Origin of the sequence: Serratia grimesii, assembly GCF_900186025.1 — a bacterium.
Taxonomy (GTDB): Bacteria; Pseudomonadota; Gammaproteobacteria; order Enterobacterales; family Enterobacteriaceae; genus Serratia; species Serratia grimesii.
Map to the genome: position 1 here is coordinate 1,629,114 of NZ_LT883155.1, position 23,795 is coordinate 1,652,908.

19 protein-coding genes are annotated in these 23,795 nt (G+C 51.2%); 9 read left to right on the plus strand and 10 right to left on the minus strand.

The genetic code is table 11. From position 1 onward, the window contains the following. The first annotated feature begins 105 nt into the window (after positions 1 to 105). Both mglA and mglC read left to right on the plus strand, forming a co-directional pair. Positions 106 to 1,614 (plus strand): galactose/methyl galactoside ABC transporter ATP-binding protein MglA, encoded by a 1,509-nt coding sequence (gene mglA, locus SGBXF1_RS07660; protein WP_037420203.1) that lies wholly within the window; start codon positions 106 to 108, stop codon positions 1,612 to 1,614. Positions 1,615 to 1,625: 11 nt separating this feature from the next. After that, a complete protein-coding gene (gene mglC, locus SGBXF1_RS07665) occupies positions 1,626 to 2,636 on the plus strand; it encodes a galactose/methyl galactoside ABC transporter permease MglC (protein ID WP_012005998.1) in 1,011 nt (336 codons plus the stop codon). A 66-nt stretch (positions 2,637 to 2,702) separates the two neighbouring features. On the opposite strand, the gene sanA is transcribed toward mglC, so the two are convergent. From sanA to metG, 8 genes are all read right to left on the minus strand, one after another. Continuing rightward, complete coding sequence (gene sanA / locus SGBXF1_RS07670; protein WP_061807084.1) at positions 2,703 to 3,440, minus strand: outer membrane permeability protein SanA; 738 nt, start codon at positions 3,438 to 3,440, stop codon at positions 2,703 to 2,705. Positions 3,441 to 3,610: 170 nt separating this feature from the next. Next, positions 3,611 to 5,308 (minus strand): NAD-dependent malic enzyme, encoded by a 1,698-nt coding sequence (locus tag SGBXF1_RS07675; protein ID WP_037420197.1) that lies wholly within the window; start codon positions 5,306 to 5,308, stop codon positions 3,611 to 3,613. A 221-nt stretch (positions 5,309 to 5,529) separates the two neighbouring features. Beyond that, positions 5,530 to 6,414 carry a cytidine deaminase gene (gene cdd, locus SGBXF1_RS07680; RefSeq protein ID WP_186428102.1) on the minus strand — a complete coding sequence of 295 codons (885 nt, stop codon included), beginning with the start codon at positions 6,412 to 6,414 and terminating at the stop codon, positions 5,530 to 5,532. A 137-nt stretch (positions 6,415 to 6,551) separates the two neighbouring features. Then, entirely contained in the window at positions 6,552 to 7,247 is a 696-nt protein-coding gene (locus SGBXF1_RS07685; protein ID WP_037420194.1) for a CidB/LrgB family autolysis modulator, read from the minus strand. Further along, positions 7,244 to 7,651: a CidA/LrgA family protein gene (locus SGBXF1_RS07690; RefSeq protein WP_130379858.1), complete on the minus strand. Its 408-nt coding sequence runs from the start codon at positions 7,649 to 7,651 to the stop codon at positions 7,244 to 7,246. Before SGBXF1_RS07690 ends, SGBXF1_RS07685 begins: the two co-directional genes overlap by 4 nt. A 137-nt stretch (positions 7,652 to 7,788) precedes the next feature. After that, complete coding sequence (locus tag SGBXF1_RS07695; RefSeq protein ID WP_061807086.1) at positions 7,789 to 9,015, minus strand: MFS transporter; 1,227 nt, start codon at positions 9,013 to 9,015, stop codon at positions 7,789 to 7,791. Between the two features lie 132 nt (positions 9,016 to 9,147). Further along, complete coding sequence (locus tag SGBXF1_RS07700) at positions 9,148 to 10,218, minus strand: sugar ABC transporter substrate-binding protein (protein WP_186428103.1); 1,071 nt, start codon at positions 10,216 to 10,218, stop codon at positions 9,148 to 9,150. Positions 10,219 to 10,448: 230 nt separating this feature from the next. Then, positions 10,449 to 12,476: a methionine--tRNA ligase gene (gene metG / locus SGBXF1_RS07705; RefSeq protein WP_061807088.1), complete on the minus strand. Its 2,028-nt coding sequence runs from the start codon at positions 12,474 to 12,476 to the stop codon at positions 10,449 to 10,451. Between the two features lie 160 nt (positions 12,477 to 12,636). On the opposite strand from metG, the gene apbC reads away from it, so the two are divergent. Next, the gene (gene apbC, locus SGBXF1_RS07710) at positions 12,637 to 13,749 is read left to right on the plus strand and encodes an iron-sulfur cluster carrier protein ApbC (protein ID WP_037420181.1); all 1,113 of its coding nucleotides are present in this window, start codon (positions 12,637 to 12,639) and stop codon (positions 13,747 to 13,749) included. A 48-nt stretch (positions 13,750 to 13,797) separates the two neighbouring features. On the opposite strand, the gene SGBXF1_RS07715 is transcribed toward apbC, so the two are convergent. Beyond that, the gene (locus SGBXF1_RS07715; protein WP_037420180.1) at positions 13,798 to 14,427 is read right to left on the minus strand and encodes a phosphatase PAP2 family protein; all 630 of its coding nucleotides are present in this window, start codon (positions 14,425 to 14,427) and stop codon (positions 13,798 to 13,800) included. Between the two features lie 245 nt (positions 14,428 to 14,672). On the opposite strand from SGBXF1_RS07715, the gene udk reads away from it, so the two are divergent. From udk to dcuC, 4 genes are all read left to right on the plus strand, one after another. Next, entirely contained in the window at positions 14,673 to 15,314 is a 642-nt protein-coding gene (gene udk, locus SGBXF1_RS07720; RefSeq protein ID WP_004942376.1) for a uridine kinase, read from the plus strand. Positions 15,315 to 15,440: 126 nt separating this feature from the next. Further along, positions 15,441 to 16,022 (plus strand): dCTP deaminase, encoded by a 582-nt coding sequence (gene dcd / locus SGBXF1_RS07725; protein ID WP_012006010.1) that lies wholly within the window; start codon positions 15,441 to 15,443, stop codon positions 16,020 to 16,022. A 44-nt stretch (positions 16,023 to 16,066) separates the two neighbouring features. Continuing rightward, a complete protein-coding gene (gene asmA / locus SGBXF1_RS07730) occupies positions 16,067 to 17,905 on the plus strand; it encodes an outer membrane assembly protein AsmA (RefSeq protein WP_186428104.1) in 1,839 nt (612 codons plus the stop codon). A gap of 188 nt (positions 17,906 to 18,093) precedes the next feature. After that, positions 18,094 to 19,452 (plus strand): anaerobic C4-dicarboxylate transporter DcuC, encoded by a 1,359-nt coding sequence (dcuC, locus tag SGBXF1_RS07735; protein ID WP_130379868.1) that lies wholly within the window; start codon positions 18,094 to 18,096, stop codon positions 19,450 to 19,452. Positions 19,453 to 19,485: 33 nt separating this feature from the next. On the opposite strand, the gene SGBXF1_RS07740 is transcribed toward dcuC, so the two are convergent. Beyond that, on the minus strand, positions 19,486 to 21,072 hold the full coding sequence (locus SGBXF1_RS07740; protein WP_130379870.1) for a TerC family protein: 1,587 nt from the start codon (positions 21,070 to 21,072) through the stop codon (positions 19,486 to 19,488). Positions 21,073 to 21,751: 679 nt separating this feature from the next. Between SGBXF1_RS07740 and galU the strand changes: the two genes are divergently transcribed. Together galU and SGBXF1_RS07750 are read left to right on the plus strand one after the other, a co-directional pair. Beyond that, positions 21,752 to 22,651 (plus strand): UTP--glucose-1-phosphate uridylyltransferase GalU, encoded by a 900-nt coding sequence (gene galU / locus SGBXF1_RS07745; RefSeq protein ID WP_130379872.1) that lies wholly within the window; start codon positions 21,752 to 21,754, stop codon positions 22,649 to 22,651. A 45-nt stretch (positions 22,652 to 22,696) separates the two neighbouring features. Beyond that, positions 22,697 to 23,590 carry a UTP--glucose-1-phosphate uridylyltransferase gene (locus tag SGBXF1_RS07750; RefSeq protein ID WP_186428105.1) on the plus strand — a complete coding sequence of 298 codons (894 nt, stop codon included), beginning with the start codon at positions 22,697 to 22,699 and terminating at the stop codon, positions 23,588 to 23,590. Positions 23,591 to 23,795 lie beyond the last annotated feature (205 nt).

Genomic DNA, 23,795 nt, shown 5'->3' on the forward strand with positions numbered 1-23,795 from the left:
GCTGCTTGCAGTGGCCCCACAGGGGCAAGACCCAAGGATGGGCTTGTAAAGCAGATAACAACGCTGTGACTTGAAAGGCGACAGGTATACTAGCCAGGTGTATTTATGGCCGACAGCCCACGCGAATTTTTGCTGGAAATGACCGATATCAGTAAGTCATTTCCCGGCGTTAAGGCATTGGATAATGTGAATCTACGCGTTCGTCCGCACTCCATTCATGCGTTAATGGGGGAGAACGGCGCGGGCAAATCGACATTATTAAAATGCCTGTTTGGCATTTATAAAAAAGATGCCGGCAGTATTATTTTTCAAGGCCAGGAAGTTGATTTCAAAAGCTCTAAAGAGGCGTTGGAACACGGCGTTTCAATGGTGCACCAAGAATTGAACCTGGTTTTGCAGCGCACCGTGATGGACAACATGTGGCTGGGTCGTTACCCGACCAAAGGCATGTTTGTCGATCAGGACAAGATGCTGAAAGATACCCAGGCAATATTTGACGAGTTGGATATTGATATCAACCCACGGGATAAAGTGGGTACGTTATCGGTATCACAGATGCAAATGATCGAAATTGCCAAGGCGTTCTCCTACGACGCCAAGATCGTCATTATGGATGAGCCGACCTCATCGCTGACGGAAAAAGAGGTGAACCATCTGTTCACCATTATCCGTAAGCTGAAGGAGCGTGGCTGCGGTATTGTTTATATCTCGCACAAGATGGAGGAAATTTTCCAACTGTGTGATGAAATCACCATTCTGCGCGATGGGCAGTGGATCGCGACCCAGCCGCTGGAAGGGCTGGATATGGACAAAATCATTTCGATGATGGTGGGCCGTTCACTCAGCCAGCGTTTCCCCGACAGACAAAATACGCCGGGTGAAGTGATCCTGGAGGTGAAAGGCCTGACCTCAATGCGCCAGCCTTCTATTCGCGATGTTTCCTTTGATTTACATCAGGGTGAAATTCTCGGCATTGCAGGGCTGGTGGGGGCCAAACGTACCGACATCGTGGAAACCCTGTTCGGCATTCGTGAAAAAGTCGCGGGCACCATCAAGCTGCATGGCAAAGCCATCAATAACCACAGCGCCAATGAAGCGATAAACCACGGTTTTGCATTGGTGACGGAAGAGCGCCGATCTACCGGGATTTACGCCTACCTGGACGTTGGTTTTAACTCGCTGATCTCCAACATCCGCAATTATAAAAATAAAATCGGCCTGCTGGACAATGCGCGAATGAAAAGCGATACCCAGTGGGTGATCGATGCCATGCGAGTCAAAACGCCAGGCCACCATACCAACATTGGTTCGTTGTCCGGCGGTAACCAGCAGAAGGTGATCATCGGCCGTTGGTTGCTGACTCAGCCTGAAATATTAATGCTGGATGAGCCGACGCGCGGCATTGATGTGGGTGCCAAATTCGAAATTTATCAGTTGATGACCGAACTGGCGAAGAAGGGCAAGGGGATCATTATTGTCTCGTCTGAAATGCCGGAGCTTTTGGGAATTACCGACAGAATATTGGTGATGAGTAATGGTCAGGTTGCGGGCATCGTTAATACCAAACAGACCTCGCAAAATGAAATTTTACGTCTCGCATCCCTGCACCTTTAAGGATCAGAATTATGAACGCGCTGAATAAGAAAACTTTGTTCACCTATTTCAAGGAAGGTGGCATTTACGTGGTATTGCTGGTGCTGCTGGCAATTATTATTATCCAGGATCCGACATTCCTCAGTTTAATGAACCTGAGTAACATTCTGACGCAGTCCTCAGTGCGTATCATTATTGCATTGGGCGTGGCCGGACTGATAGTTACCCAGGGTACTGACCTGTCTGCTGGTCGCCAGGTTGGGTTGGCCGCGGTGATCGCGGCGACGTTGTTGCAGTCGATGGATAACGTCAATAAGGTGTTTCCGCACATGGAAACCTGGTCGATTCCGTTAGTGATTCTGCTGGTGTGTGCCGTTGGTGCCGTGATCGGTTTGGTTAACGGGTTGATTATCGCTTACCTCAATGTGACACCTTTTATTACCACGTTGGGCACCATGATTATCGTGTACGGCATTAACTCGCTGTATTACGACTCTGTCGGTGCATCGCCAGTGGCGGGTTTTGATCCCAAGTTTTCAACCTTTGCGCAAGGGTTCTTGCGTTTCGGGGATTTTAAGCTGTCGTACATTACCTTCTACGCCATCATTGCGATTATTTTTGTCTGGATCCTGTGGAACAAAACCCGCTTCGGTAAAAATATCTTCGCCATTGGTGGTAACCCAGAGGCGGCAAAGGTTTCCGGCGTGAACGTGCCACTGAACCTGATCATGATTTATGCGTTGTCTGGTGTGTTCTATGCGTTCGGCGGTTTACTGGAGGCGGGTCGTATCGGCAGTGCTACCAACAACCTCGGCTTTATGTATGAGCTGGATGCGATTGCTGCCTGCGTGGTGGGGGGCGTGTCCTTTGCCGGTGGGGTGGGGACTGTGCTGGGGGTGGTGACCGGGGTTATCATCTTCACCGTCATCAACTACGGTCTGACCTACATTGGCGTTAACCCTTACTGGCAGTACATCATCAAGGGCGGCATCATTATCTTCGCGGTAGCGCTGGATTCACTGAAGTACGCCAAGAAAAAATAAACCTCCGTAGCAAGAGAAACGGCCAGCAAATGCTGGCCGTGTCTATTTTTAGTGTTGGGTTTCAGGCTACTTGGCCTTTTGTTTTTCCGCCGCTAACTTGTGTTCCAACTCGACTAACTGTTCTGGCGACACAGCCGGATAACCTTGAGCATCTTCGGGTACGGTGTGCATGGCGGAAATAGGGATCAGTGGGCCAAGGAAACGCGGTTCGCGTTTGAGAATGTACAGATCGGTCAGCGCACCAAGGCGGGCGAAGATCTCGCGAGCACGCACTGTCATCATATCTTTCGGCGAAGGCACCGCATAACACTGTGCCTGGATCCCCATATGCAACGCAATAAACAGCGCGCGCTCGCAGTGGAAGCGTTGAGTGATGATGATGAAGTCGTTAGTGTCGAACACTTTTCGAGTACGGACGATCGAATCCAGAGTGCGGAACCCCGCGTAATCCAGCACGATGTCGCTAGGTGCCACGCCTGCTGCAATCAAATCGCGGCGCATGGTCATAGGTTCGTTGTAGCTTTGCTGAGCATTGTCACCGCTCAGCAGCAGGTATTTTACCTTACCGCTGTTGTAGGCGTTGATCGCACCTTGAATGCGGTAGCGATAATATTGGTTGATCACGCCGGTACGGTAATATTTGGCGGTGCCGAGTACTACACCAACCTGCCGATGGGGCAGACCTTGTAGCTCGTCATAGACGTAAGGCGCGGTTTTCCAACTGATCCAGCGATCAAGCGCGAGAGCCGAAATCATCACCAGGGCAGTGATGATGAACAGGCTGATGATCAGGCGTTTCCACATGTTATTGCCTTACGCGCACAGGGGCCAAAAAAGATGGCTCAAGGCTACTTTACCTGACTGGCTGAAGCAAGCTTGTCCCTCTCTCAAGCACGCATTACGCGGCATTTTTAGGCAGTTTTGCCAATAAAAAAGCCCGGCGAACCGGGCTTGATAACCATCATCTGTTTCAATCAGAATGAGGTGCGCTTATAGCTGCGATATTGTGGACGCCAGAAGTTGTGTTCGATGGCTTTTGACAGCGCTTCTTCAGAGGTGACGACGGCCATTCCCTGCAGTTGCGCCGCTTTACCAACTTCCATTGCGATGCATTTTGACACGCCCTGAATATCATCGATATCCGGCAGTAATGCGCCATGCCCATCGGTCGCCAATGGCGAACATTCTGCCAGCGCACGGCTCGCGGCCATTAACATGGCATCCGTAACGCGGGTGGCGCCGGAAGCCAGAACACCCAAACCAATTCCTGGGAAGATATAGGAGTTGTTGCACTGGGCGATAGGGAACAGCTGGTCTTTATAGGTCACGGGTGCAAACGGGCTGCCAGTTGCGACTAACGCAGCGCCATCGGTCCAGTTGATGATGTCTTCTGGACGGGCTTCCACACGGGAAGTTGGGTTGGACAACGGCATCACGATCGGACGCGGACAATGCTTGTGCATTTCGCGGATCAGTTCTTCTGTGAACAGGCCTGGCTGACCAGAAACGCCAATCAAAATGGTTGGTTTAGCGTTACGCACAACATCCAGAAGTGAAATGGCATCGCTTTCTGTCTGCCATTCGATCAGGTTTTCGCTCTTCTGTACCAGTTTGCTTTGGAAATCGAGCAGGTTAGGCAGTTTGTCGGTCAGCAGACCGAAACGGTCGACCATGAAGACACGTGCACGTGCTTCATCTTCGCTCAAGCCTTCGGATTTCATCTGCGCGATAATTTGCTCGGCAATACCACAACCGGCGGATCCTGCGCCAAGGAAGGTCACAGTTTGATCGCGCAGTTGGCTGCCCGCGGCACGGCTGGCAGCGATCAGGCTGCCAAGCGTGACGGCGGCGGTGCCCTGAATATCGTCGTTAAAGCAGCAGATTTCGTTGCGATAGCGGTTCAACAGAGGGGTAGCGTTATTCTGCGCAAAGTCCTCAAACTGCAACAATACATTCGGCCAGCGGCGTTTTACCGCTTGAATAAATTCCTCTACGAAAGCGTGGTATTCATCACCGGAAATACGCGGATGGCGCCAGCCCATGTACAGTGGATCATTCAGGCGTTGTGGGTTGTTAGTCCCGACATCCAGCACTACCGGTAGGGTATAGGCGGGGCTGATGCCGCCGCAGGCGGTGTACAGAGACAGCTTACCGATAGGAATGCCCATGCCGCCAATGCCCTGGTCGCCCAGGCCGAGAATACGTTCACCGTCAGTGACAACGATCACCTTGACGTTTTGCTTGGTGGCATTTTGCAGCATGTCATCAATACGATCGCGGTTCGGGTAGGAAATAAACAGCCCACGAGCACGGCGATAAATATCGGAGAAATGCTCACAAGCCTCACCCACCGTTGGTGTGTAGATGATTGGCATCATCTCACTCAAGTGTGAGTCAAGCAGACGGTAGAACAGGGTTTCGTTGGTGTCCTGAATGTTACGCAGGTAAATATGCTTATCGCTGTCGTTTTTGAAATCCTGATACTGGCGATAGGCGCGTTCTGCTTGTTCCTCAATGGTTTCTACCGCATCAGGTAGTAAGCCTTGCAGGTTGAAATGGCTGCGTTCTTCTTCAGTGAAGGCGCTACCTTTATTCAGCAGCGGGAATTCCAGCAGAATAGGGCCGGCATAAGGGATGTAGAGGGGGCGTTTGCTTTCGTATTCAAGTTCCATGGCTTTTGCTCTTCAACGTATCGGATAACTTTATGGGGTAGATCCTAAAAGATCGGGAAAATATGTACAGCAATTGTTATCGGATCATGAGGTAATTTGGCGTAATTATCGACGATCACGTCCTAATTTAACTAAAGAAAGTGTTTTAAGACGTGAATGCCATTGTAATCGGCTTGCGGGGCTGTTAACAGCGGTGCCAGGCAGCACCGCCAAGAGCAGGATTAGAAAGTGATGCGGCTGACGTTTTGGCAGCCGAGCGCGGCCAGTGTCGCACGCGTAGCATCCCACTGTGTGAGGATGGCACTTTCCGGTTCAGCCAGCACTGCACGGCTCACTTTTTGGCAATCGCGGCCGGAGACATTCATGAGGATCAATGCGGCTTGCAATGGAGGCAGGCTTGGGTTGAACGCGGCGTTTTCAGCATAGCGACCAGTGTAAATAGTACCGTCTTCGGCTTCGAGCGCGACACCACTGTGGGCATTGCTGTATGGCGCATGACTCTGATTGGCTGCGGCCAACGCGGCTTTTTCCAGTTCGCTGGTTAGCGTCAGTCGGAAACCGTGATCAACCCGGTCCATCAGCAGTGTGGCGATATCCAGGTCTTTAGGGCCGAAGGCATCAGGCAAATAATCGCCAAGCGTTGCCGGTTCACGGCCGGGCAGGCGGATTTTCAGTGCGGCGCCGCTGTTGAGTTCATTCATAAACTGGCGGCAGTGACCACATGGTGTGTAGTTAACCGTGATAGAGACCAAGGCTGTTTCGCCGCGTAGCCAGGCATGGGTCACGGCACACTGCTCTGCATGAATGGTCTGTTGCATCGGCGCGCCACTGAACTCCATATTGGCACCAAAATACAGGTTGCCGCTCTGCCCACGGGCAATGGCGCCGACATAGAACCTGGAGATTGGAGCTAACGAGCAGGCCGCCGCCAGGGGCAACAGAGCGAATGCCAGAGCATCATCATCCAGCCCGCAGCGCTGCTTAATCGCATCCACCTGTTCTGCCTTAAACATGGCCGGAAAATCAGGCGCATCAATATAAGGTAATAGGGCGGATTGCAATGTGGCGGGCAGTTCACCGAAAGCGGTTTGAAAACGCGGGTGCATAGAAACTCTCTCTACAGGTTAACGGGATAACATTCTAGGCAGCTCAGCGTGAATAAAGTGTGATTTAAATCTCTTTATTGATGAAATCAATGCAATGAAATTCATAATTGCGAGACGAATCGCAAGTTTTAAGCCTTTCAACCGAACAGATGCAGTAACACCGGGAACAGAAATGGTGCCAATAGCGAGGTAATGATCCCGCAGATCACTAACGCGAGTGAACCGAATGCACCTTCCTGGTAGTCCATTTCGGCACAGCGTGCGGTGCCCAGTGCATGTGATGCGGTCCCCATTGCCAGCCCGCGTGCCGAACGGGTTGTGATTCCCAATATTTTGAACAAGGTATGTCCAAACACGGCGCCAAGAATGCCGACGAAGATAACGCAGACTGCGCTGATCGCCGGGATGCCGCCGAGCGATTCTGCGACTGCCATGGCGATGGGCGTCGTGACCGATTTCGGCATGATGGATGCGGCAATCTCCGGCGTGGCCCCCATCCATAATGCGATAGCACCACCGCTTATCATGGCTGTCATGCTGCCGATAAAACAGACGGCGATGATAGACTTCCAGCGAGCGCGGATCTGGTGCAGTTGTTCATACAGCGGGTATGCCAGTGCCACTACCGCCGGTTGTAACAAGTCATTGAGGGTTTTGCTGCCCTGAAAATAACGTTCATAAGGAATGCCCGTCAGCAATAGCAGGGGAATGATCACTGCCATTGACACCAGAAGTGGGTTGAGCAGTGGCATATTCAGCCACTGGGCCAGCTTGCGTGCTGCAAAGTAGACCGCCAGCGTCAGCGGCAATGACCACCAGATTTCATGGATCATTTTTCGCCCTCCACCGCATCAGGTTTACCGACGATGCGGCGCTCTCGATGGAAGTAATGTGAGGTATAGCCGACGACGACCAACACCATCAGAGTACTAACGACGCATGAGATCACAAGGGGGCCGAGGTGTTCGATAATCTGGTCATAGTATTTCATCACGCCAACACCGATAGGCACGAACAAAAGCACCATATAGCGGATCAACAGATGGCAACCAGGCTTGACCCACTTGGCAGGCATAATTTGTGTGGAAAGTAGAGCGAACAGCAGCAGCATACCGATAATGCTGCCGGGTATGGCGATCGGCAACAACGCCGCGACCGCATTGCCGATAAACAAACAAAGGTAGATAAGGGCGATTGCCCTTAAGTATTTCCAGCACAGAGTGAGTAGCTTGGTCATAACTTAATCCTGTTTAACCGATGCATTCATCATACAATTAAACTGTGACCTTAGCCACAAATCACACCATGAATTCGCTCTATGGCTACTATGCCGATTGAGTAGGTTGACAGCCTTACACTAAGCCGCATGTATGCTCATTCCGCACTGAGCGCGTTAGGGGTGTCCAACTGCTGTTTCTGCGCCAAGCGGTGCCCGAGGAAAAAGAATAACAGGCTAAATAACGCGGCGGCAATTAACATCAGAAACATCATGTGTGGTGCGGCGTAGCTGAGAATAAAACCGCAGAGCACCGGGTTAATGGCACCGCCCAGCGCGCTGAGGTTTTGCACGCCGTAGTAACTGCCTTTTAGATGTTGCGGCGCGATAAAATCGATAAACATGTATTCCACTGGGATCACAATAATCTCGCCCAGGGTAAATATGGCCATTGCCGCGATCCACAACCAAAGCGATTGCCCGGCCAGGCTAAAACCGATCAACCCGAGAATGAAAAACAGCGTGCCCAACACCAGCCAGCGCAGCATGTTTTCCTGACGCATACCTCGACTTAGCAGGTACTGCAGGGCGATGACGATACAGGCGTTAACGATCATCACTGCACCAATCACCTGGTAGGCGAACTCTGCGTTGGAAACCAGGATCAGGTATTGCGACAAATAGCCGGTGAACTGGCCGAAAACGACCGCCCCGAGGGTGCTGCCGAGGGTAAAGTAAATCAGCCGACGATCGTTGCGCAGGATTTTCAGCGTCTGGCGGAAATTAGGCGATGCGGCCGGTATCACACCGCTTGCTGGTGGTGGTGCAGCGTGTTGTCGGCGCAGACTAAAACTCAACGTTGCCACAGTGAACAACGCCAACCCGCCGGAAAGGTAGAAGGGCAATAACGGGTTCAGCCCTGCGACCATCACTCCCAGTGATGATCCGACCGCCCAACCAACGTTCACCAGTGTGTAATTAATTGAAAAGGCTTTGATACGTTGTGCCACCGGCAGCCAGTCGGCAAAACAGGCCTTGATGGTAATGCCCAGTACTGAATAGGCGGTATGTAGGATAGCCAAGACTACAATGATGCCGCCCGGATGTGGGATCCAAGGGATAGCAAAAAAGCTCAAAGAAAACAGTAGAATGGAGGTCAGGATAAGTGTGTTTTTGTTGAATTTATCTACCAGGTAACCGCCGTACAAACTGGCGAAAATACCGATTGCCAGACTGATGCCCAGAATAATCCCGACACTTTTCGGCAGCAGGTGGAAATGCCCGGTGAGATAAATGGTAATGAACGGCAGAGTGACACCGCGGCCGATGGTTAATACCAGCGAACTCGCCAGCAGTGCGTTGATCAGTGGTGGGAATCCCTTCATGTCAGACCTGTTTATGCATACAGTTATTAATCTTATAGGGATAACATAGCTTATTTTGACCAACATGGCAGGGGAGAAATGGGGAGTTGTGTGAAAAAAGAGGCTACCGGGATAGCCTCGGGCGGAAAGTGATTATTTGCCAGTTTTGGCCTGTAACGTGGCGAACCATGGCTGAATGAAAGCATCGCTACTGCCCCAGCCTGGAATGATTTTGGCCAGACTGGCGACGTTGACAGGACCAGGCTGGCTGACCAGTAACGCCTGTGGGATAGAGGCGGCTTTAAATTCGTAGGTTGCCGGCGTCGGTTCCCCGGCAATTTTGTTCGCCACCAAACGCAAGTTGACTGCACCTATCAGCTTGGTATCCACCGCTACGCTGACTTTCCATGGGCTGTTGGCTTCGCGCATCAGTTGCAGATCCTGATTGGATATGTCGATGCTGTAGAGTTTGATTTCGGTACGGCCATTTTCTTTTAGTGCTTTATAAGCTCCCTGACTGAAAGCATCCCAGGTGCCCCAGATAGCATCAATCTTGCCTTTCGGGTATTTGGCCAGCACAGCACCGACTTTATTGGCGGTATCCCCTTGTACGTCGGATGAGACTGCACCAATCGATTCCAGCTCATGAATGCCCGGGTTTTGTTTCAGTAACTGTTGATAGGCTGCTTGCCGGCGTTCCATTGGTGGAAAGCCCGCTACCCAGAGCTTAATAATATTGGCTTTGCCGTTGAAGTCCTTGACCAGCTGTCCGAAGGATTCATTCGCCAACGAGGCGTCATCCTGCTGTGAAACCGTGACGCCGGGAATACTGCCGCTGATATCGGTATCAAAGGCGGATACGGCAATGCCTGCTGCGGTCATGCGTTTGACCAGCTCGGTAGAATAAGGCGCACGTCCTTGCGAGAGGATAATACCGTCATATTTCTGGCTGATGGCTTGGTTCACGAAATCTTGAAAGCGTGCGTCATCACCATTGCTGAGAAAGGTGTCGACCTTAAAGCCTAGCTTGCGTCCTTCCTGAAGAGTACCTGCTAGAAACTGGGTAGTGTTGTCGTCAGAACCCAAATTGCGGATTACCGCAATACGGATTGGTCCCTGATGTTGCGCGATGGTGGCGGGCACTGGCGCAGGTGTTTCTGCTGCGAACAGTGGCAAAACGGTCAGCAGGCCAATGGCCAGCAGCGGGGTCTTTAAGGTTTTCATTATTATTGGCTCCGAAAGCAGATGAGGACTATCCCGGTAAGACAATATTTATAGCAGTCTTTCCTTCTGGACGTCTACTTGTAATGTCGGAACCTCGTAACGGACCCAAGCTTCACGGGGGATGAGCCTGGTATTGCCCTTTGCTGAGTAGGACAGTGAATCGATAGCATTAGAGATTGAAAATAAAAAGGGCCGAGCAAGCTCGACCCTTGTGGCAGTGGAAGCGGGTGTTATTTCACCTGCATCCCTGGTTGTGCGCCGCTGTCTGGGCTAAGCAGGAAGATCTCTTTACCACCTGGGCCGGCAGCCATCACCATGCCTTCGGAAATGCCGAAGCGCATTTTACGAGGTGCAAGGTTGGCAACCATAATGGTCAGTCGGCCTTCAAGCGCTTTCGGATCTGGGTAAGCGGAGCGAATGCCAGAGAAGATCTGACGCATTTCACCGCCCAGATCTAACTGCAGCTTAAGCAGCTTATCCGAACCTTCAACAAAATCGGCGCTTTTGATCAGTGCGATCCGCATGTCAACTTTGGCGAAATCGTCAAAGGTGATCGTGTCCTGAATGGGATCGTCAGCCAGCGGGCCGGTGACAACTTTAGCCGCTGTCATGTCTTCTTTCGACGCGCTTACCATTTCATTCACCTTGTCCAGATCGATACGGTTGAACAGCGCTTTGAATGGATTGACCTGATGGCTCAGCAACGGCTGCTGAATGCTATCCCAGCTAAGCTCGCAGTTGAGGAAAGCTTCGGTACGTTCGGTCAGTGACGGCAGCACCGGCTTCAAGTAGGTCATCAATACGCGGAACAGGTTGATGCCCATTGAACAGATGGCTTGTAAATCGGCATCGCGGCCTTCTTGTTTCGCCACGACCCACGGCGCCTGCTCATCCACATAACGGTTAGCCAGGTCGGCCAATGCCATGATTTCGCGGATTGCCCGGCCAGACTCACGGCTGGCATAGGCGTCGGCGATACTTTGTGCCGCGTCAACGAAGGTCTGGTACAGCGCAGGGGCCGCCAGTTTGTCGGCCAGTTGGCCACCAAAGCGTTTGCTGATAAAACCAGCGTTGCGAGAGGCCAGGTTCACCACTTTGTTCACGATGTCGGCGTTCACGCGCTGCACGAAATCTTCCAGATTCAGGTCGATATCGTCAATGCGTGAAGACAGCTTAGCGGCGTAGTAGTAACGCAGGCAATCGGCATCCAGGTGTTGCAGATAGGTGCCGGCCTTGATAAAGGTGCCGCGAGACTTGGACATCTTGGCGCCGTTCACCGTCACATAACCGTGTACGAACAGGTTAGTCGGTTTGCGGAAGTTACTGCCTTCCAGCATTGCCGGCCAGAACAGGCTGTGGAAATAAACGATGTCCTTGCCAATAAAGTGATACAGCTCGGTGGTGGAGTCTTTGCGCCAGAACTCGTCAAAGTCCAGGTCACCACGCTTGTCACACAGGTTTTTGAATGAGCCCATGTAGCCGATTGGCGCATCCAGCCAGACGTAGAAGTATTTGCCTGGGGCATCCGGGATTTCAAAGCCGAAATACGGCGCATCACGGGAGATATCCCACTGTTGCAGACCGGACTCAAACCACTCCTGCATCTTGTTCGCGACTTGCTCTTGCAGCGCGCCGGAACGGGTCCACGCTTGCAGCATGGCGCTGAACTCAGGCAGATCAAAGAAGAAGTGCTCGGAATCGCGCAGTACCGGCGTAGAGCCAGATACCACGGATTTCGGATCGATCAGTTCGGTCGGGCTATAGGTTGCACCGCAAACTTCGCAGTTATCACCGTATTGATCTGGTGATTTGCATTTTGGGCAGGTGCCTTTTACGAAGCGGTCAGGCAGGAACATGCCTTTCTCCGGATCGTACAGCTGAGAAATTGTCCGGTTTTTGATAAAGCCGTTTTCTTTCAGGCGACCATAAATCAGGCTCGACAGCTCACGGTTCTCATCGCTATGGGTTGAATGATAGTTATCATAGCTGATGCCAAAACCGGCGAAATCCTGTTGGTGCTCTTGGCTCATCTCCGCAATCATTTCTTCTGGCTGAATGCCCAACTGCTGCGCTTTCAGCATGATCGGCGTGCCGTGCGCGTCGTCCGCACAGATGAAATGAACCTCGTTGCCGCGCATTCGTTGGTAACGAACCCAGATATCTGCCTGGATGTGCTCGAGCATGTGGCCGAGATGGATGGAACCATTTGCGTACGGTAGCGCGCACGTCACCAATAATTTTTTCGCGACTTGAGCCATAGTGAGAACTTGGTTTCTGTAATGAATAAAAAGGGTCTTCGATGTTACCCGATCGTGCTCGCCACGGCTAGGGCGGTTTCTTTATGCAGACATGCGTCGGCGGGCGCGCAGTTCTGATATGCTAAGCAGGAAGCTATCCATTCAAAATCAAGGAGCCGGGATGAGCGCAAAATCCCCTGAGCAGACTAACCCCGAAGTTCTGCGTGCCCTGGTGACCGGAGTACTGGCCGCCTTTGAACACCCGACGTTAAAAAATAATCTGACCGCGCTGAAGGCAATTCACCATTGTGCGCTGCTGGACGATGTACTGCATATTGAATTGACCATGCCATTTGCCTGGCAGAGCGGTTTCGACGTCCTGAAGGACACCGTCAGCGCAGAGTTACTCCGCGTGACGGGGGCTGAGGCGATCGACTGGAAGCTGAAGCATGACATCACCACGCTGAAACGTGCCAACGATCAGGCTGGCATCAAGGGCGTGCGTAATATTATTGCTATCAGTTCCGGCAAAGGCGGGGTGGGTAAATCTACCACTGCGGTTAACCTCGCATTAGCGCTGGCAGCGGAAGGGGCCAAGGTCGGTATTTTGGATGCTGACATTTATGGACCGTCGATCCCGAATATGCTGGGCACTGAAAATGAACGCCCAACGTCACCAGACGGTCAGCATATGGCACCGATTGTGGCGCATGGTCTGGCAACCAATTCGATTGGTTATCTGGTGACTGACGACAATGCTATGGTTTGGCGTGGTCCTATGGCCAGCAAAGCGCTGATGCAGTTGCTGCAAGATACGTTGTGGCCAGATTTGGACTATTTGGTACTGGATATGCCACCGGGCACTGGCGATATTCAGTTGACCTTGTCGCAGAACATCCCGGTTACCGGGGCATTGGTGGTCACTACGCCGCAGGACATTGCGTTGCTTGACGCTGCCAAGGGTATTGTCATGTTCGAAAAGGTTCACGTGCCGGTTTTGGGTATTGTGGAAAATATGAGCGTGCATATTTGCAGCAATTGCGGTCACCATGAGCCGATCTTCGGGACCGGCGGGGCTGAGAAGTTGGTGAAAAAATACCACAGCCGTCTGTTGGGACAATTGCCGCTGCATATTTCACTGCGTGAGGATTTGGATCGCGGTGAACCGACGGTGATCAGTCGCCCGGACAGTGAGTTTGCCGAACTGTACCGTCAACTTGCCGGTCGTGTTGCCGCGCAAATGTACTGGCAGGGTGAAGCGATCCCGACGGAAATCTCTTTCCGCGCGTTGTAATCATCACTGGCTAAAAAACAAAACCCCGGACAAGTTCCGGGGTTTTGCTTATGGGACGATAGCCTGTTTGTGCAAATCAGCCCGGGTATACGGGCGTTCGATCTTCGCCAAAACAGTCGCAATATGTTCCAGCAGCCCTTGCGTCGGCGCGGGTTGTCGTACCCCCATCAGCACCATTGGCAGTGCCAGTGCAACGACGATCTGCGGTGTTGATAGCTGAGGGCGCGGCTTACCGCGCTGCAACCACAAAAACAGCGTACTGGCCAGATAGCCAAGTATCAGGCCGCTCACGACTTCCGAAGGTGAATGGACATGGATAGCTAACCGCGATAGCCCTATGGTGACAGGCAATACCAACCCCACAACCAGTGCCATGCTGCGTACGGCGTGTGAGAAACGTCCGGTCAGTGCCCAGAGCAGTACCGGCCAGATACTGGCCGCCAATGCAGAGTGGCCGCTAAAGCCGGTAAAGTCATAACTTTTTATCCCAATGCCCCAACCCATAAAAGCCAGTTTGGATATGCATACCACACCACCGGCGCAGCCGAAGATCAGCGCCCATTGCCAGCCAGCGGTCCGTGTGGTGCGTGAGGCGACTAATACGGCAAAAAGAATCAGCGAGCAGGGCAACAGCAACATGCTGTCGCCAAAAAATGTCAAAAAATGCCAGTCCAGCACGTTAGTCTCCGGTGAAATACAGCATCCTCGGTCAAGGAGCATCATCAAGCCACGGAGTTTACCTTGTGACGTTGAATTGCCCTAGACGCAATAATCTTAAAACCGTTGAATGCCACTTCTGGCAAAATAACCAGAGATAGCGCCCTTGTGCCGACAATATAGTCTGGCGCAATGCCCGCTAACTCCCTATAATTGTCGCGTTTTAGTTCCCCCCCTTCACACTACGAAATCAGGTCTTCAATTTTATGACTGACAAGCCGCATCAGTGCGTCATTATTGGTATAGCTGGCGCATCTGCCTCCGGAAAAAGCCTTATCGCCAGTACGTTATATCGTGAACTTCGCGATCAGGTTGGCGATGAACACATCGGCGTTATTCCTGAAGACAGTTACTACAAAGACCAGACTCATCTCACCATGGAAGAACGGGTCAAAACAAACTATGACCACCCGAGTGCCATGGATCACAACCTGCTGTTCCAGCATTTGCAAATGCTGAAATCGGGCAAGGCGATAGAGTTACCCTTGTACAGTTACACTGAACACACGCGTAAGAAAGAGACCATTCACCTGGAACCCAAAAAGGTGATTATTCTTGAGGGGATCCTGCTGTTGACGGATATCCGTTTGCGCCAGGAAATGAATTTCTCGATCTTTGTCGATACGCCGCTGGATATTTGCCTGATGCGTCGAATGAAGCGTGACGTGAATGAACGTGGTCGCTCGATGGATTCGGTGATGGCGCAATACCAGAAAACCGTCCGTCCGATGTTCCTGCAGTTTATCGAACCTTCCAAACAATACGCCGACATTATCGTTCCACGTGGCGGGAAAAACCGTATTGCGATCGACATTCTTAAAGCCAAAATTAGCCAATTCTTTGAGTAATGCCACTCAATGGCCGGAAAACCCATGTTTCCGGCCTGCGGGCAACTATTTACGCCGCGGCGTAGACCTTTTGCCCGTTGTGTGGCAATTTTTGTTTTAGTGACACGCCTTGATGGAGATGAATAAATGAGACTGTGCGACCGTGATATAGAAGCCTGGCTGGATTGTGAAAAACTGGTGATTTCACCGCGTCCGCCGATTGAGCGTATTAACGGGGCCACAGTGGATGTCCGTTTAGGCAATCAGTTCCGTGTGTTTCGTGGTCACACTGCGGCATTTATCGACCTCAGCGGGCCGAAAGACGAAGTCAGCGCTGCGTTGGACCGCGTGATGAGTGACGAAATCGTCCTGCCGGAAGGCGAAGCCTTCTTCCTGCATCCGGGGGAACTGGCACTGGCAGTCACTTTGGAGTCGGTCACGCTGCCAAACGATCTGGTGGGTTGGCTGGATGGCCGCTCCTCCTTAGCGCGCTTGGGGCTGATGGTTCACGTTACCGCGCACCGTATCGATCCCGGCTGGCAGGGCCGCATTGTTCTGGAGTTCTATAATTCAGGTAAGCTGCCGCTGGCATTGCGTCCGGGTATGCTGATCGGCGCGTTGAGCTTTGAACCGTTGTCCGGACCGGCAGCACGTCCTTACAATAGCCGCCAGGATGCAAAATACCGCGATCAACAGGGTGCAGTAGCCAGTCGAATTGACAAGGACTAACAGCGCTGGTGATAGGGTTAGTGTGGCGCTGACAAGAGGATGGCATGAGAAGATTACTGACGACTTTGGCGATTTTACTGGTGGTGCTGGTGGCGGGAATATCCGCGCTGGTACTTTTGGTTAATCCGAATGATTTTCGTGCCTATATGGTCACGAAAGTCGAACAAAAGAGCGGTTATCATCTGACATTGGATGGCGATCTGCGTTGGCATATTTGGCCGCAGCTAAGCATTCTGGCAGGGCGTATGACGCTGACCGCTCCCGGAGCCAACGCGCCCGTGGTGAGTGCGGATAACATGCGCCTTGATGTCAAGTTGCTGCCGTTGTTGTCACATCAGCTGTTTGTGAAACAGGTGATGCTGAAAAATGCCGTCATCCGCCTTACACCCGACAGTGAAGAACAAAATCAGCCAGATGCGCCTATCGCGCCCGCGGGCAATCCTACAGAGTCGGTGGATACACCGTGGAAGTTTGACATTGATAATCTGAAGGTGGTAGATAGCCTGCTGATCTGGCAGCGCGCCAACAATGAACAAATCAACGTTCGCGATATTAATCTTACCCTTAAACAAAATGCCAAACGCCAGGCGCAAATGGAACTTTCCAGCCGGGTGAACCGAGATCAACGCGATCTGAGTTTCAACATGGTGGCAGATATCGATCTGCAGCAATATCCGCGACGCATTACGGCCAATATCAGCCAATTCAATTACCAGCTTGAAGGTGCAGATATTTTGGTCGGTGGTATCAAGGGTGATGGCAGCGCTCAGATGGTATATCAACAAATGCCGCAGCAAGTCGCGTTAAGTCAACTGACCCTGAGCGCTAATGACAGTCAATTCTCAGGCGGCGCCAGTGTACAGATTGGTGATGTGCCAACCTATGTGTTAAACCTGACATCCACCACGGTAGATTTAGACGCACTTTCTGGTTGGCAGTCCAAGTCCGGTTCGCAAGTGCAGCCAACACAAGGCACGACATCCGCACCAGTGATTGCCAATCAAATGGACGATCCACAGCAAAATCTCGAAGTGTTGCGAGACTTCAACGCACAACTTAATTTGAGCGTTGATCAACTGACCTACCGCGGCATGAATATTGCCCATTTATCAACGCAAGCGGAAAATCAGCAGGGTTTGCTAACGGTACATTCACTCTCAGGACAGTTAGCCGGCGGCGACTTTGCTTTGCCTGGTTCGCTGGATGCGCGCCACAACCGGCCGGTTATCGCGGTGAAGCCGGTATTGAGGCAGGTTGAGCTGGGCACGGTATTGAAAGCGTTCGATATGCCACAGGTATTAACTGGCAAACTCAGCATGCAAGGGGATTTGACCGGCGATCGCCTGACGTCACAATCGTTTGAGCGGCGTTGGCAAGGAACTGCTCAGTTGGCGATGCAAGATGCACAGTTGCACGGCCTGAATATTCAACAGTTGATTCAGCAAGCGGTGGCTCGCAACGACAGTAGCGTGCGTGGGCAGAACGATTACCAGCGTTATACCGAAGTGAAGCAGCTGTCGGCAAAAGCCAGTTTGAATAGCGGTACGGTAAAAATCACTGAACTGGGCGCCGATTCTCCGTTGTTGAATTTGAGCGGGAGCGGCACGGTGGATATGCCAGGTAAACAGTGCGATATGGCGCTTAATGTACGAGTAACCGGTGGTTGGCAAGGGCGTAGTGATCTTATCGAACAGCTGCAGAAAACGCCTATCCCGCTGCGTGTATACGGTCCATGGAGCCAGCTCAACTACCAGTTACAGGTTGATCAGATATTGCGTAAAACGTTGCAGGACCGGGCGAAAGAAGCGTTAAATAAGTGGGCTGATAAGAACAAGGATTCGCGTGAAGGCCAGGATCTGAAAAAACTGCTCGATAAGCTCTAATCACGAATAGTGTGGGCCGTTTAGCGGCCCGCACACTCTGTGACCCCCTCAAAACTATTCCTCTTTTCCAATAATTTCCTCCTGTAACTTTGACGGATATCATGACGTCTTTGAATGAGTTTGTGCAGAGTGTGCCCAGTTAAATGATTTCTACATTTCAGCACGGTCAAACAATAAGTTGAGGGAATATGATAGAACTTCTGATCGGGGCGGTCGTTGCGGCGGGTGTTGGACGCTACATCATCAAAGGCTACTCCGCTACTGGCGTATTGATGGTGGGGGGACTGCTTTTATTGGCAATCAGCGCCCTGATGGGCAAGAGCCTGCTGCCTGCCAACGCGACATCTACAGGGTGGCGCGCGACGGATATCATTGAGTACGTCAAAATCTTGCTGATGAGCCGCGGTGGCGATCTTGGCATGATGATCATGATGCTGTGCGGGTTTGCGGCGTATATGACCCACATTGGTGCTAATGACGTGGTCGTAAAGCTGGCTTCACGTCCATTACAGATGATCAACTCCCCCTATCTTTTGATGGTGGCAGCCTATTTTGTCGCTTGCCTGATGTCACTGGCTGTTTCCTCCGCAACCGGTTTGGGGGTACTGCTGATGGCCACATTATTCCCACTGATGGTCAACGTGGGTATTAGCCGCGGTGCTGCGGCAGCTATCTGTGCTTCACCGGCGGCGATTATCCTTGCACCAACTTCAGGTGATGTGGTGCTGGCTGCCAAGGCTGCGGAAATGCCGCTAGTCGATTTTGCGTTTAAAACCACCTTACCGATATCCATTGCGGCGATTGTCTGCATGGCCGTTGCGCATTTTTTCTGGCAACGCTACCTCGACAAGAAGAATAACGAACAGCACCACATTATGGATGTGAGTGAAATAACTACGCATGCGCCAGGGTTCTACGCCATTTTACCCTTTACGCCGATCCTCGGGGTATTGGTGTTTGACGGTAAATGGGGACCGGAACTGCACATTATCACCGTGTTGGTAGGGTGCATGTTATTGGCGGCAGTGATTGAGTTCTTGCGAAGCTTCAGTGCCAAACAGGTGTTTACCGGCCTGGAAGTTGCCTACCGGGGAATGGCGGATGCCTTTGCCAGTGTGGTAATGCTGTTGGTTGCGGCGGGCGTATTTGCTCAGGGGTTGAGTACCGTAGGCTTTATCAGCGGGCTGATCAGCCTGGCACAGTCGTTTGGCACCGGCGGCATTATCATGATGCTGGTACTGGTGGTGATTACCATGCTGGCGGCAATGACGACCGGTTCGGGGAACGCACCTTTCTATGCTTTCGTTGAGCTCATTCCCAAGCTGGCGGCGCAGATGGGGGTCAATCCGGCGTATTTGGTGATCCCGATGCTACAGGCGTCGAATCTGGGTCGTACGTTGTCACCGGTTTCTGGTGTAGTAGTAGCGGTATCAGGCATGGCGAAAATCTCTCCGTTCGAAGTCGTAAAACGCACGTCGGTACCGGTGATTGTCGGATTGATTGTTGTGATTGTGGCGACAGAACTGCTGGTTCCTCAGCATTTGTAATAGGTCGCCGGGCGATGGGTGCCCGGCTCCTGTTTATACTTCGTAGTCAGGTTCTGGCACTAACAGTGGGGTGATCTTTACTTTCAAAATACGGTGGCTACTGACTTCCAGCGGTTCAAACAGATAGTCACCAATTCGTAATTGTTCACCCTCTTGAGGAATACGCTGGCTGTGTTCCATCAGTAAGCCGGCCAGCGTGTGATACTCACGTTTCTCCTCCAGCGGGAGCGGTAAATACAACACCAGGTCTTCCAGCGGCATATAACCATTGGCGGTCCAACTGCCATCATCATTTTGCTGGATGTCATGCCGTGCATCGACTTCTTCACCCGCTTCCGGCAGATTACCGGCAATGGTTTCCATCACGTCTGTCAGTGTCACAATTCCTTCGACCGAGCCAAACTCATCGACAACAAAGGCAAAATGCGTCTGTGCCTGGCGGAATTGCTCCAACGCGCTCAACAGAGTTAATTGCTCTGGGAATATCAGCGGCTGAAGGACCAATGCCCGTAAATCGAGCGGCGCCTGAGCTAATTGCTGTTTCAGCACATCAATAGTATGGATGACGCCGAGCGGTTCATCGCTGGCACTGTTCTCCACCACGACAATGCGCGTATGCTGATTTCGCTCAAGCAACTGTGTCAGCTTTTCTTGCGGATCATTCAGCTCAAGATATTCCACATCGTGGCGTGAAGTCATGATGCTGCTTACTGTGCGCTGCGCCATGCCTAACACCCTTTCTATCATATGGCGTTCTTGCTGATTGAAAATCTCACCGCTTTCACTGGTACTATCGGCCAACAGGTTGGCTGAGTGGCTATCCACTTCGGCTTCTTCGTGCTTCCCACTCAGCATGCGCAATACGGCTTCCGCAGTTCGTTCTCGCAACGGTCGCACTGTTGACAGGAAACGACGGCGGTTGAACTGGGACAATTGGTTTAACGCTTCAATCATCACCGAGAAACCAATGGCAGCATACAAATAGCCTTTCGGAATATGGTAGCCGAATCCTTCAGCAACCAAACTGAAGCCAATCATCAACAAGAAGCTCAGGCACAGGATAACGATCGTCGGGTGGGCGTTGACGAATCGCGTGAGCGGCTTGCTGGCCAGCAACATCAGTCCGATCGCGATACAAACTGCTATCATCATCACTGCCAGGTGATCGACCATGCCGACGGCGGTAATCACTGAGTCGAGCGAGAAGACGGCATCCAATACCACGATTTGCGCTACAACAGGCCAGAAACGGGCGCCTTTGCGCTGGCCATGTTGTTGTTCATCTTTACCCTCCAGCCGCTCGTTCAACTCCATTGTGGCTTTAAATAGCAGGAAGATACCCCCGACCAGCATAATAAGATCGCGGCCGCTGAAAGGGTGTCCAGAAGCAAAGAACAGCGGTTGGGTGAGTGTGGCCAGCCATGAGATGGATGCCAACAGCGCTAAGCGCATCAACAATGCGAGCAATAAGCCGACAACACGAGCCTTATCCCTTTGATGTTTTGGTAATTTCTCCGCCAGAATGGCAATAAAGATAAGGTTGTCTATACCCAGAACGATTTCCAGCACGACCAGAGTGGCCAGGCCGGCCCAAATTGTTGGATCTGCGATCCATTCCATACGCCCAATTTCACCTGTAAGTTCGACGGCTTATGCCGCAGGGGAATGATGGGTGCTGAGGCGGGAAAATTCAACTTTTAAACCCTGCTTTGGCAATGTGCATCTAAGATAGGATGGGGTTAAGCCAAAATAATGCATAAAAAATCACCCTCTTATTGGGCTCGTCGGATGAGATTATGCGGTCAGAGGTTTTTTTTGATGCAAAAGGGACGAGTCTTAAGAAAAGGGAGGGGTTAATTGTAGATGAAATGGTGGAAATATAATTTAAAAATATCAATTAGTTATATGTGATTTGGCCTGCTACACTTTGTTCAGTTCACGCCGATGGGTAGTCTTAATCTGAAAAGGGCACTCAGCAGGTATCTTAGACTTGTATCGATAAGTTAATAGTATAAGAATCTTAGCCACATAAACATTTACAAGTATCATCGTTTGGTTTTAAGAGCGCAGTTATTTTTGCTTTTATGTGACATGAGCGTCACTTAGCAAAGAGCATGGCCTTTAATTTACATTGCAAAGCGATTGGGCCTCCTGATTGCTCTATAGAAAATGATGACAGTGCATTGGTAGCTGAGAGCCAGGGGCGGTAGCGTGTCTGCACCACTCGGTTCCTGTTTTGATAAGCGTTCTGGATAAGGCTTAGTTCGGCTACGTCAAAATTATTGATTGGATGAAAAATATGCAAAAGAGACTGAAGGCTGTGATCCCCGTAGCTGGCCTGGGAACCCGTATGTTGCCTGCGACAAAAGCCATTCCTAAAGAAATGCTGCCGGTGGTCGATAAACCATTGATTCAGTACATTGTTAATGAATGTGTGGCCGCAGGGATTAAAGATATTGTATTGGTTACCCATTCCTCTAAAAATGCGATTGAGAACCACTTCGATACCTCTTTTGAACTCGAGGCGGTTCTGGAGTCACGTGTTAAGCGCCAACTTCTCGAAGAAGTACAGACTATCTGCCCAGACGATGTGACGGTAATGCAAGTGCGCCAAGGTCAGGCAAAAGGCTTGGGCCATGCCGTTCTATGCGCTAAACCAATGGTCGGCGATGATCCTTTTGTGGTGTTGTTACCTGATGTATTGTTGGATGATTCGACAGCCGATCTGCGTAAAGAGAACCTAGCCAAAATGATCCAACGTTTCACCGAAACTGGCTATAGCCAGATTATGGTGGAACCGGTACCGGAGCAGGATGTTTCGAAATACGGTGTGGTGGACTGTGGTGGTGCGGCGTTGTCGGCAGGAGAGAGTACTCCGATGACTGCGGTAGTGGAAAAACCTGCTCGTGAGGACGCGCCATCCAATCTGGCTGTAGTGGGCCGTTATGTTCTGTCCGCCGATATCTGGCCGTTGCTGGAAAAAACGTTGCCGGGGGCGGGAGATGAAATCCAGCTTACTGATGCGATTGCCATGCTGATGGATGCACAAACCGTAGAGGCTTTCCATATGAGCGGCAAGTCGCACGACTGTGGTGATAAGCTGGGTTACATGAAAGCGTTTGTGCAATATGGCTTGCGTCATGCCTCTGAAGGGGAGGGTTTTACCCAATGGCTGAAGCAGACATTAAATAGCAAGTAACGGTTGCGGCTGAAAATACGATCACAATATTGAAAGAGGATTATCATGACCACGTTGAAAGCTGTCATTCCTGTTGCAGGCTTGGGTATGCGTATGCTGCCTGCAACCAAGGCCATTCCAAAAGAAATGTTGCCGATCGTAGATAAACCGTTGATTCAATACATTGTCAATGAGTGCGTCGCTGCTGGAATCAAAGAAATTATCCTGGTGACACACTCATCGAAAAACGCGATTGAAAACCACTTTGATACTTCATTTGAATTGGAAGCGATGCTTGAAGCTCGCGTGAAGCGTCAACTGCTGGAAGAAGTTCAGTCAATTACCCCTAAAGGCGTAACGCTGATGCACATTCGTCAGGGGCAGCCAAAGGGGTTAGGTCATGCGGTACTTTGTGCCAAACCCTTGGTAGGGGATTCACCTTTTGTGGTTCTGTTGCCCGATGTCCTGCTTGATGACGCCAAAGCCGACCTGAAGAAAGATAATTTACCTCATATGATTGCCCGCTTTGAACAGACGGGACTGAGCCAGGTATTGGTACAGGCTGCTGATGAGCATGTGCTGTACGATTACTCGGTAGTTGAATGTGAAGCGAATAAATTGCAACCGGGCGAAAGTTCTCGCATGACGTCTATTATCGAAAAACCGGGCCGTGAAGTTCAGTTGAAATCCAATTACTCCGCGGTAGGGCGCTATGTTCTCTCCGCCGATATCTGGCCTATTTTAGAAAAAACCGAACCGGGCGCTTGGGGGCGTATCCAACTAACAGACGCTATTGCTGAATTGCTGAAACACAAACCAGTTGAAGCGACTGAGTTAGTAGGGGAGTCTTTTAACTGCGGTGAAAAAATGGGCTACCTACGCGCGTTTGTTACTTACGGTTTACGCCATCCTACGCAAGGTAAAGCTTTTCGCGAGTGGGCAGAGCAGCTTTCATTATAAATAATTAATGCCGCGAAAAATTTTGAGGGCTGACTAAGTGCAATACCTAGGCGGCCTTCAGTTACGTTTGGTTGACGTGCATACTCTTTTCTTTGATTATTATGTAATAATGCTCTCAACTTAGTGCTTATACTAGCAGACCAAAATTCAATGCTTGCTCAATGAATGCGAATTTTCATATGCGCTTGGGCAGATGACAAACCAT

Excerpts from the sequence above, each read along its gene's own strand:
- mglA (WP_037420203.1), top strand. The coding sequence starts at position 106 with ATGGCCGACAGCCCACGCGAATTTTTGCTGGAAATGACCGATATCAGT.
- mglC (WP_012005998.1), top strand. The coding sequence starts at position 1,626 with ATGAACGCGCTGAATAAGAAAACTTTGTTCACCTATTTCAAGGAAGGT.
- sanA (WP_061807084.1), bottom strand. The coding sequence starts at position 3,440 with ATGTGGAAACGCCTGATCATCAGCCTGTTCATCATCACTGCCCTGGTG.
- SGBXF1_RS07675 (WP_037420197.1), bottom strand. The coding sequence starts at position 5,308 with ATGGAACTTGAATACGAAAGCAAACGCCCCCTCTACATCCCTTATGCC.
- cdd (WP_186428102.1), bottom strand. The coding sequence starts at position 6,414 with ATGCACCCGCGTTTTCAAACCGCTTTCGGTGAACTGCCCGCCACATTG.
- SGBXF1_RS07685 (WP_037420194.1), bottom strand. The coding sequence starts at position 7,247 with ATGATCCATGAAATCTGGTGGTCATTGCCGCTGACGCTGGCGGTCTAC.
- SGBXF1_RS07690 (WP_130379858.1), bottom strand. The coding sequence starts at position 7,651 with ATGACCAAGCTACTCACTCTGTGCTGGAAATACTTAAGGGCAATCGCC.
- SGBXF1_RS07695 (WP_061807086.1), bottom strand. The coding sequence starts at position 9,015 with ATGAAGGGATTCCCACCACTGATCAACGCACTGCTGGCGAGTTCGCTG.
- SGBXF1_RS07700 (WP_186428103.1), bottom strand. The coding sequence starts at position 10,218 with ATGAAAACCTTAAAGACCCCGCTGCTGGCCATTGGCCTGCTGACCGTT.
- metG (WP_061807088.1), bottom strand. The coding sequence starts at position 12,476 with ATGGCTCAAGTCGCGAAAAAATTATTGGTGACGTGCGCGCTACCGTAC.
- apbC (WP_037420181.1), top strand. The coding sequence starts at position 12,637 with ATGAGCGCAAAATCCCCTGAGCAGACTAACCCCGAAGTTCTGCGTGCC.
- udk (WP_004942376.1), top strand. The coding sequence starts at position 14,673 with ATGACTGACAAGCCGCATCAGTGCGTCATTATTGGTATAGCTGGCGCA.
- dcd (WP_012006010.1), top strand. The coding sequence starts at position 15,441 with ATGAGACTGTGCGACCGTGATATAGAAGCCTGGCTGGATTGTGAAAAA.
- asmA (WP_186428104.1), top strand. The coding sequence starts at position 16,067 with ATGAGAAGATTACTGACGACTTTGGCGATTTTACTGGTGGTGCTGGTG.
- dcuC (WP_130379868.1), top strand. The coding sequence starts at position 18,094 with ATGATAGAACTTCTGATCGGGGCGGTCGTTGCGGCGGGTGTTGGACGC.
- SGBXF1_RS07740 (WP_130379870.1), bottom strand. The coding sequence starts at position 21,072 with ATGGAATGGATCGCAGATCCAACAATTTGGGCCGGCCTGGCCACTCTG.
- galU (WP_130379872.1), top strand. The coding sequence starts at position 21,752 with ATGCAAAAGAGACTGAAGGCTGTGATCCCCGTAGCTGGCCTGGGAACC.
- SGBXF1_RS07750 (WP_186428105.1), top strand. The coding sequence starts at position 22,697 with ATGACCACGTTGAAAGCTGTCATTCCTGTTGCAGGCTTGGGTATGCGT.